Origin of the sequence: Spongisporangium articulatum, assembly GCF_044465595.1 — a bacterium.
Taxonomy (GTDB): Bacteria; Actinomycetota; Actinomycetes; order Actinomycetales; family Kineosporiaceae; genus Spongisporangium; species Spongisporangium articulatum.
The window spans coordinates 47,296-57,027 of sequence record NZ_JBITLV010000005.1; the positions used below are offsets into that span (position 1 = coordinate 47,296).

General features: G+C 74.1%; 6 protein-coding genes. 3 read left to right on the forward strand and 3 right to left on the reverse strand.

The window, feature by feature from the left end:
• The first annotated feature begins 1 nt into the window (after position 1).
• Complete coding sequence (locus ACIB24_RS15265; protein ID WP_398282051.1) at positions 2-1,150, forward strand: glycosyltransferase family 4 protein; 1,149 nt, start codon at positions 2-4, stop codon at positions 1,148-1,150.
• On the opposite strand, the gene ACIB24_RS15270 is transcribed toward ACIB24_RS15265, so the two are convergent.
• Complete coding sequence (locus tag ACIB24_RS15270; protein ID WP_398282054.1) at positions 1,095-2,168, reverse strand: glycosyltransferase family 2 protein; 1,074 nt, start codon at positions 2,166-2,168, stop codon at positions 1,095-1,097. The genes ACIB24_RS15265 and ACIB24_RS15270 overlap by 56 nt on opposite strands.
• Positions 2,169-2,348: 180 nt before the next feature.
• The gene (locus ACIB24_RS15275) at positions 2,349-3,992 is read right to left on the reverse strand and encodes an LCP family protein (protein WP_398282057.1); all 1,644 of its coding nucleotides are present in this window, start codon (positions 3,990-3,992) and stop codon (positions 2,349-2,351) included.
• 393 nt (positions 3,993-4,385) lie between these two features.
• Here ACIB24_RS15275 and ACIB24_RS15280 point away from each other — a divergent pair, with 393 nt between their 5' ends.
• Positions 4,386-6,083 (forward strand): DUF5305 family protein, encoded by a 1,698-nt coding sequence (locus tag ACIB24_RS15280; RefSeq protein ID WP_398282060.1) that lies wholly within the window; start codon positions 4,386-4,388, stop codon positions 6,081-6,083.
• A gap of 143 nt (positions 6,084-6,226) precedes the next feature.
• Here ACIB24_RS15280 and ACIB24_RS15285 read toward each other — a convergent pair whose 3' ends face one another.
• On the reverse strand, positions 6,227-8,146 hold the full coding sequence (locus ACIB24_RS15285; RefSeq protein WP_398282063.1) for an anthranilate synthase family protein: 1,920 nt from the start codon (positions 8,144-8,146) through the stop codon (positions 6,227-6,229).
• Between the two features lie 211 nt (positions 8,147-8,357).
• Here ACIB24_RS15285 and ACIB24_RS15290 point away from each other — a divergent pair, with 211 nt between their 5' ends.
• Positions 8,358-9,698, forward strand: a complete 1,341-nt coding sequence (locus ACIB24_RS15290; protein ID WP_398282066.1) for a UDP-glucose dehydrogenase family protein — start codon at positions 8,358-8,360, stop codon at positions 9,696-9,698.
• Positions 9,699-9,732: the final 34 nt, after the last annotated feature.

A 9,732-nucleotide genomic window follows, 5' to 3' on the forward strand; every position in this document is an offset into this window, starting at 1 on the left:
CGTGAGACTCCGGATCCTGGTCGTCACCGTCGTCCACGATCCCGACGACGCCCGGATCCGCTACCGGCAGCTCGCCAGCCTCCTCGAGGCCGGCGCACGCGTCACGTTCGCCGCACCCTTCACGGCCTACGGCCGGACCCCGCCGGACGACGTGGAGCCGGTCGACCTGCCTCGCGCCGCCGGGCGGCACCGGACCGCGGCCCTGCTGGCGGCCCGGCGGGTGCTGGCCCGCGAGGGCCCGCTGCACGACGTCGTCCTGCTGCACGACCCGGAGCTGCTGCTCGCCGTGCCGGCGCAACGCCGGGCCGCGCCCGGTGCGCGACCGACCGTGGTGTGGGACGTGCACGAGAACACCGGCGCCGCGCTGCGGATGAAGCGCTGGGTGCCCTCGGCGCTGCGCCCGGCCGCCGGCTGGGCGGTGCGGGCGGCCGAGCGCTGGGCGGAGGGCCGCCACCGCCTGCTGCTGGCCGAGGAGAGCTACCGCGACCGGTTCCGGCGCGAGCACCCGGTGGTGCCCAACAGCGTGCTGGTGCCGGACGACGACCCGCCGCCGCCGGGCGACCGGCGCGTCGTGTACCTGGGCCGGCTGACCGCCGCGCGCGGGGTGCGGGAGATGATCGAGCTCGGCCGGTTGCTGAGCGGGCGAAGCGACGGGGAGGTGCAGGTCGAGCTGATCGGACCGGCCGACGCCGACGTGCGGGACGACCTCGCGCAGGCCCACGACCGGGGCTGGGTCACCCATCACGGGTTCGTGCCGAACCGGGCCGCGCTGCCGATGCTGCGGGGGGCGCTGGCCGGGCTGGCCATGCTGCACGACCAGCCGAACTACGCCCGGTCCCGGCCGACCAAGGTGATGGAGTACATGGCGCTCGGGGTCCCCGTCGTGACCACGCCCAACCCGGCCTCGGCGGACCTGGTGCGCCGCTACGGCAGCGGGCTCGTCGTCCCGTTCGGTGACCCGACGGCGGCGGTCGAGGCGGTGCTGGGCCTGCGGGGCGACGCGCGGCGCCGCACGGAACTGGGTGCGGCCGGGCGGGCCGCGGCCGTGCGCGACCTGGACTGGCGGGTGGACGGACGGCGGTTCGCGGAACTGCTCAGCGACTGGGGACGACCTTCGGCCCCGAGTGGCTGGAACCCGGCCCCGGAGTAGTGGGTTCGGCCAGTTTGCGCGGGCTGGACAGGAACCCGGCCCCCCACGTGAGGTGCATCGTCGCGGTGGTCACCGGCAACCAGGCGCGGGCCTTGGCCGGCAGCCCCCGGCCCTCGACGGCCGAGGCGAGCAGCACCGTGGCGGCGTACCCGATGGGCAGGACGGCGGCGGGCCGGAACCCGGCCAACGCGGCCACCGTCCCGGCGACCACGCCCGTCAGCGCCAGCGGCGGCGCCAGGTAGCGCAGGTTCACGGTGCCCTCGTGCCGGCGCATCACCACGCGACGCCAGCGGCCGTAGTGGAAGTACTGGCGGGACAGGGCCTTCATGGTCGAGCGCGGCCGGTACGAGACCCGCAGCTTGGGCTGGAACCAGACCTGGCCCCCGCTGCGCCGGATGCGCAGGTTCATCTCCCAGTCCTGCGCGCGCAGGAAACTCTCGTCGTAGCCGCCGACCCGGTCGAGTGCGCTGCGTCGGAACACGCCGAGGTAGACGGTGTCGGCGGGGCCGGCCTCGCCGCCGGTGTGGAAGCTGGCGTTGCCGACGCCGAAGCGGCTGGTCATGGCCCGGGCGACGGCCTGCTCGAACGGCGTGACACCCTCGGCGGCCATCACGCCGCCGACGTTGTCGGCGCCGGTGGCCCGCATCGTCTCGACGGCGGTGCGCACGTAGTCGCGCGGGAGGAGCGCGTGGCCGTCGATGCGGCAGACGACGGGGGCCTTCGTCGCGGCGATGGCCGCGTTCAGCCCGGCGGGGGTGCTGCCGGCCGGGTCGGGGTTGCGGACCCAGCTGACCCGCTTGTCGGTCTCGGCCAGCTCGGCGACGATCGCGTCGGTGCGGTCCTTCGACGGGCCGAGCGCGATGACCAGCTCCAGGTCGCCCGGGTGGTCCTGGTCGAGGGCATGCTGAACCGCCTGCTCGACGTGCTTCTGCTCGTTCAGCACGCACAGCACGATGCTGACCGCCACGTCGGCAGGCAGCCTCTCCGGGCCTTTCGCCTCGGGTGCCTGACCGTCCATTTGGTGGACACACTAAGGCATGGCCCCCCGGCTCCGTGCCGTAGCGAGCATTGTTCGGCGGAGTACTCCGGACGGCCGAGGAGCCCTTCAGAGCGGAGCCATGGGGGGCGACGAGAACGCCGCGCAGTGCCCGCCGAACAACGCGCAGTAGGCGCGGAGCCGGGGGCCATGCCTCGACGGTCAGGCCGCCTGGCAGACCTGCCTGACGTCGACTGCGGGTGCGGCGCCGCCCTGGTCGGCGTCGGCACCCGAGGTCGCACCGGGCGTGGCACCGGGGGTCACACCGCGCGAAGCGCTCGTGCTCGGCCGGGCCGACCCGCCGGCGGCACCCGTGGTGGGCTGCACCGTCACCGGTGTGGCGGGCCCGTGCTCGTTGGCCGTGATGGCGGCGTCGACCCGCTGACGGATGGTCGTGTAGTCGGGATGCTTGGGCACGATCAACGGCGGCAGGAACTGCACGCTCTCGATCTTGTGGCCCTTGGCCTCCTCGCCGAGCGTCAGGAACGCAGGCAGCTGACCGTTGGGGATGTCGGTCTTCACGACCTGCTTGCCGGCCGCGGCGATCTTCTGGAACCTGCGCAACAGGGTGGTGGGGTCGAGCTGGTTGACCATCGCCGTCATGACGCACCGCTGGCGCTGCATCCGCGCGTAGTCGCTGGCCCCCTCGCGGGAGCGGGCGTACCAGAGGGCGTGGAACCCGTCCATGTGCTGCCGGCCGGGCTCGATCCAGCCGTAGATGCGCGACGTGCCGCCCCCGATCGGCACCCGGGTCGACGCCACGATATCGATGCCGCCGACCGCATCGATCAACGACTTGAAGCCCTTCAGGTCGATCAGCACGTAGTAGTTCACCGGCAGGCCGGTGATGCCCTGGACCGCCTGCTTCATCGCCTCCGCCCCCGGGTCGCTCACCCCCGGGAACAGCTCCCGGTGCGCGGCCCCCCAGGTGTAGATGGCGTTCAGCAGGCACTCGTCACCGCAGGACCAGCCGTTGGGCAGCGCCTTGGCCGCGGGCGTGCCCGGCGGGAACGGGATGTTCTGCAGGTTGCGGGGGAAGCTGAACAGGACCGTGCGCCCGTCCTTCTCGTCGATGCTCGCCAGCGTGACACTGTCGGGGCGCAGCCCGACCCGGTCGGCCCCGGCGTCCCCTCCGAGCAGGAGCACGTTGTACCGGCCGTCCACCGCGGCCGAGGTCTGCCCGTCGCCGAACACCCCGGTGATCAGGTCAGCCGCCGACCAGGCCCGGCGGCCCGCGGCGAGCGGGACCAGGAACGAGAGGATCGCGAGCAGCGCCGTCGCCCCCGCCGTCCACCGGCGAGCGGTCAGCGGCAGGGTCGGCGGGCGGCCGAGCCGCCAGGCGTCGAGCAGCAGCACGGGCCAGGCGAGGGCCAGCACGAACAGCACGAGGGCGAGCAGGCGCAGCAGCAGGGGCTGGGTGAACAACCAGAGCACGATCTCCCGGTGCACCAGCCACAGCAGTACGAGCAGGCTGGCCACCCCGAGCAGCCCCAGCCAGACCCGGGTCGCGATCCGACCGAGGCCCTGGTTCCCGGCGACCAGCTGGGCGGAGCCGGGGGCCAGGACGCCGAGCCCGAGCAGGGTCCAGGCCCGGCGGACGCGGGGGTCGCCGGCGGGGCGGGGGGTCGCCGTGACGCGCTGCCCGGGGACGCCGCCCGCCTGGCCCGCGGGCCGGCGCACCTCGAGCTCGGGGCGGCCCGGGGAGCGGGCGGGGCCACGGGCGGGCGTGCGCAGGCCCCGGGCGCCCGGGGAGCCGGGAGTGCGCGGCCGCACCGGGGCGCCACGGGAGGTGGGCCGCGACGACATCGCGCCAGTATCGGGCCCTGATCACCGCCGACGACGGGATTGGGGCGTTTCGCCGGGCGGCGTGTCCCTCACGCGATCGGCGCCCGGCCCCCGCGACGCCGAGTCCCGCCCGACCGTCTTGTGGCGAATCGTCGGGGAATCGTCGCGGAAGAGAACAGCGGTTTCCTCTTTCGCGCTGACAACACCTGGTGGCGGGGCCAGTACCGACCGTCACAGGCGGATATCCTCGGGCGGCTGTGGGTGCGCATCCCGCAGGGGGGTCGGGTGCTCGGGTGGGCGAGCAGTCCCGGCGTGCTCGGGTTTCTCGGAGGGCTTGTGATCGTCAGCGGCGGCCGGACGCGTACGAGGCGCGGCAGGCGCACGCGCGCCGGTTCCGGCGGGCCGGTGAGCTCGGTGCGGACGGACGCGGGCTCGCGGGGCGCGCTGACGGTCGGCGACCGCGGGTTGCTGGCGGCCCAGCTGGCCGCCCCCGTCGGCCTGGCCCTCGTGCTGGTCAGTCTGGCCGGGTACGCCGTCTCCGGTGAGCGGGTCACACGCCAGGTGCAGGGGCAGCCGCAGGCCCTGACCGTGTCATACGCCGCCGACGTCCAGAACAAGACCGTCTACCCCGACGGGCGGGTGAGCATGCCGCAGCCCGTCTACACCCGGCTCGCCGACACCCTCGACGTCCCGGTCAGCTACTGGGCCCGGCTGCCGGTGGGCAGCCGACTGTCCGGCACGTTGTCGGTCGACGCCGAGCTGACCGCGCCCAACGGCTGGCGGCGCACGTTCTCCGCCCTGGACGGCAAGGACTTCGACTGGAGGGGCGACGCTCCCGCCGAGGGCCGCACCGTCTCGGCCACCGGCGAGCTCGACCTCGACCAGTTCGACCGGGTGATCGGCAAGCTGACCGACGCCACCGGGACGTCGCGCGGCACCTACGACGTCACGGTCACCGTGCGGGTCGAGGTGGCCGGCACCGTGGCCGGGCAGCCGGTGAAGGACCTGGTCACCACCCAGCTGCCACTCACCCTCACAGACACCCAGATCGGGCCGGCGAACGCGGCCTCGGCGAGGCAGGCGCAACTGGAGTCCAGGTCGTCGCTGCCGGTGGTCGCCCTCGTCGGCTCGCCGCGTCAGGTCACCCTGCTCGGCCACCCGTTCACGCTGCGGCACCTGCAACTGGTCGGGCTCGCCCTCGGGCTGCTGACCCTGCTGGGCGCCGCCGGGGCCGTCACCGTCGCCCGGCAGTCGGGCGGCGGCGACGAGGCGGACGCGACCCTGCGCCGGCACCGCGGGCGGATCGTGGAGGCCCAGGCCGCGCTCATCCCCTCCTCGCGCACCGTGCTGACGCTGGACTCGATCGGCGACCTGGTCCGCATCGCGGAGCGCTACGACCGGTTCGTCGTCCACCGGCACGCCGGGTCCGAGCACAGCTTCATGGTCGACGACGAGACCGCGCTGTACCTCTACACCGTCCTGTCCGACGTCCCGGCGCCCGAACCCGCGGGGGTGTCGGGGGTTCCGGAGGCGTCGGCGGACCCCTTCACCCAGGCCGCGTCGGAGCTGTCCACGCCGGGGACCGCGGAGGACCAGCAGGCCGAGCCGCCGACCGTCCCGCTGCAGCGGCGGCGGGACCGCGACCGCTCGCCCGCCGACGAGCGCCCGGTCGGCCCGATGGCGCGCAAGGGGTCGCCGGCCCAGCGGTCCCGGCACCGGGCCGCCCCCGCGCCCGATCCCGAGCCGCTGACCCCACCCGAGGGCGGCTGGTTCGGTGAGACGGCGTCCCCGACGTTCGACGCCACCACCGAACCGACGGCCGAACCGACGGCCGAACCGACGGCCGAACCGACGGCCGAACCGGCTGCCCGACCCGCGCCGGAGGCGCCCACGGAGCCCCTCGCGCACGGGCTCGCCGAGGACGCCGACCCTGAGGCCGACGCCGAGGCACAGGACGTGGCGGAGAACGAAGGGCGGCTCGAAGAGACCGGGACGTCCCCGGGCAACGCCGAGGCACCGCCGACCAACCCGATGCCGAAGATCCCGGCCCCCCGCGACACGCCCCTCACCGACGAACTCCTCGGCACCGCCGCCCCCGACGACGAGTCCTGACCCCACCCCCCCCCCGTCGATCATGCGCAAACGCATGTTCCGCGCGTTGATCATGCGCAAACGCATGATCGGCACCGTGATCATGCGCAAACACATGCTGCGTTTGCGCATGATCGACGGGGAAGTGCTGCGTTTGCGCATGATCACCGGAGGAGGTGGGCGAGGGTGTCCGTCAGGATGCGCGGGCCGTCGGTGGTGAGCACCGACTCCAGGTGGAACTGCAGGCCGGCGAACGACTTCCCGCGCAGGGCGTGCACCCGTCCGGTCCGCCCGTCCGCCGCCAGCTCGACCCCGGGGACCGCCCCGGGGTGCGACTCCCGCGCGAACGCGGCGTAGCTGTTGTAGAACCCGACCCGGGTGTCGTGCCCGAACAGCCGGATCCGCCGTTGCACACCCTGGTCGGGCGCGGGCAGCCGCTCGACGGCCAGACCGAGCCGCAGCGACAGCACCTGGTGCCCGAGACACACCCCGAGCACGGGAGCCCCGCTCGCCAGCCGGTCACCGGCCGCCACGTGCAGCGCCCGGATGCGGGGCACCGCGAAGTGCCGTGGGTCGCCCGGTCCGGGGCCGAGCACGAGAAGCTCGGCGTCCCGGCAGGTCTCGCGGGCGCCGGGCTCGGTGTGCTCGACGACCCGGACCGGATGCCCGAGGCTGCGCAGCAGGTGGGCGAGCATCGCGGTGAAGTCGTCCTCGGCGTGCAGGATGGTCACCGGGACGCCGCCGGCCGGTCGGCGCCCCCCGCCGCTCCCCTGCTCCTGCAGCCAGAAGTCGGCCAGCCGCTCGTTGCGCCCGGCGAGCGCGGACACCACCTGCGGATGGTTCGCCACCGGGTGATGCCTTGCCGAGGGAACACTTTCGGGCTCCGCGGTGGTGAAGGCCGCGACCACGGCCGCCGCCTTGGCCCGGGTCTCGGCCAGCTCGGACGCCGGGCGCGAGCCCCGCACGAGGGTGGCACCCGAGGCGATCGCCACGCGCCCGTCGTCCGCGATCGTCGCGGTCCGGATCAGGATCGGCGCGTCCAGCGACTGCCCGGCCGCGCCGTGCGAGAGCAGCGCGAGTGCGCCCCCGTAGTAGCCGCGCCCGCGGCCCTCGTGGCGGGCGATCATCCGGCACGCGTTGCGGATCGGACTGCCGGTGACGGTCGGCGCGAACATGGTCTCGCGCAGCACGTCCCGGACATCCAGCGCGGTGTGCCCGGACAGCACGTACTCGGTGTGCGCGAGGTGGGCCATCTCCTTCAGGTGCGGCCCGTGCACCCGCCCTCCGGCCGGGCAGACGGCGGCCATCATCTTCAGTTCCTCGTCGACCACCATGGCCAGCTCGTCGCGTTCCTTGGCGTCGGCCAGGAACCGCAGCGTGCCGTCGAGCGCGGCGTCGGCGGAGGGGTACCCGCCGGCGGGATAGCGCAGGGTGCCGCTGATCGGGTTCATGGTCACCACGCCGCCGTGCACGCTGACGTGCCGCTCGGGGCTGGCGCCGACGAACGTGATCCCCTCCCGCTCCGGCGTTCCCGGCACATGCACCAGGAACGTCCAGTAGGCGTGCCGTTCCCGGCGCAGCAGCCGGGCGAAGGCGCCCAGCCCGGCGGCCGCCGGCGGCCCGGGGACGTGCCCGGTCAGGCTGCGGTGCACGACGACGTTCGAGCCCTCGCCCCCGGCGATCTCGTCGTCCAGCACGGCCGCCACGATCCGCTCGTACTCGGCGTCGGGCACGTCGTACCCGGTCTCGACGAACCCGTGCGGCCCGTCCGGGACCAGGTCGAGCAGGTCGCGGGAGGCGACCAGCCGCCGTCCGGTCACCCGGAGCGCGAGCAGCGGGCTCCCGTCGTCCACCACGTCCATGCCCCGTTCGACGAGCTGCCGGAACGGCAGCACGGCCAGGACGTCGGGCCCGCCGGGTTCCAGCGGCAGGTCACCGACCGTCGCCGGGATGCTGACCTCGCCGAGCAGCACCTCGCACGCGCCCGGGTGGGCCTGCGGCCGGTGCAGGACGGCGAACGCGGGCGGCCGGGGGCCGGCGAGAGTCGTGAGGAGGTCGGCCAGGGGTTCTTCGAGGGGCGCCATCGCGGGTCTCCAGGGTCGGAGCCGCCCGCCGAGAGGGCCCGCACATGCGGAACGGCCGTCTCGACGAGACGGCCGTTTTCTTCGGGTTCCGGGGTGTGCTCAGTTCCGGGTCGGCCGCCGTCAGGCGGCCCACCAGCGAAGACTTGTGAGCGTGAGCACGCTCGAACGGTAGGGGGCGACCGGGGTCGATGGCAAGGCTAGGCTCGCGCCCATGCGTATCACGGTCATCGGTTGCGGCTACCTCGGCGCGGTCCACGCGGCGTGCATGGCCGACTTCGGCCACCAGGTCGTGGGCATCGATGTCGACGAACGCAAGGTCGCCGACCTGGCCGCGGCCAAGGCCCCGTTCTTCGAGCCTGGTTTGCCGGAGCTGCTGACCCGGGCCATGGAGACCGGCCGGCTGCGGTTCACCACCGACCTGGCCGAGGCCGCCCGGCCCGCCGGTGACGAGCAGCCGACCGTCCACTTCGTGTGCGTGGGCACCCCGCAGCGCAAGGGCGAGTACGCCGCGGACACCAGCTACGTCGACGCCGCCGTGACCGGCCTGCTGCCCCACCTGCGCCCCGGTGACGTGGTGGTCGGCAAGTCCACCGTCCCGGTCGGCACCGCCGCCCGGCTGGCGGAGCAGATCAAGGCCGTGCAGCCCGACGTCCCGCTGATCTGGAACCCGGAGTTCCTGCGCGAGGGCCACGCGGTGGACGACACGCAGCGTCCGGACCGCATCGTCTACGGTCTGCCCCCCGAGGAGGAGTTGGCCGCCCACGGCAAGGCCGCCCTCGACGCCGTCTACGCCATCCCGCTCGACGACGGGGTCCCGCTGATCACGTGCGACCACCCCACCGCGGAGCTGGTCAAGACCGCGGCGAACGCCTTCCTGGCCACGAAGATCTCGTTCATCAACGCGATGGCCGAGGTCTGCGAGGCCGCCGGTGCCGACGTCACCGCCCTGGCCAACGCCATCGGCCACGACGACCGGATCGGCCCCAAGTTCCTCGGCGCCGGGCTGGGTTTCGGTGGCGGCTGCCTGCCCAAGGACATCCGCGCGTTCATGGCCCGCGCCGGCGAGCTCGGCGCCGACCAGGCCCTGACGTTCCTGCGGGAGGTCGACGACATCAACATGCGCCGCCGCTCCCGCATGGTCGACATGACCCGCGAGGCGCTGGGCGGCTCGTTCCTGGGCAAGAAGGTCGCCGTGCTCGGGGCCGCGTTCAAGCCCGAGAGCGACGACATCCGCGACTCCCCCGCGCTCAACGTCGCCGCGCAGATCAAGCTGCAGGGCGCCGAGGTCGTCGTGACCGACCCGGCCGCGCTCGAGAACGCCCGCCGGGTGTGGCCCGAGCTGTCGTTCGAGGACAAGATCGACGTGACGGTCAGCGGCGCCGACGTCGTGCTGCTGCTGACCGAGTGGAAGCAGTACAAGAGCCTCGACCCGACGTCCCTGGCCGCCCTCGTCCGGCAGCCGCACGTCATCGACGGCCGCAACGCCCTCGACCCGGCCACGTGGCGCGCGGGCGGCTGGACGTACCGCGCGCTGGGCCGCCCCCGCGCCTGACCGCTCATGCTGTCGAAATGCACACTCCCACGGC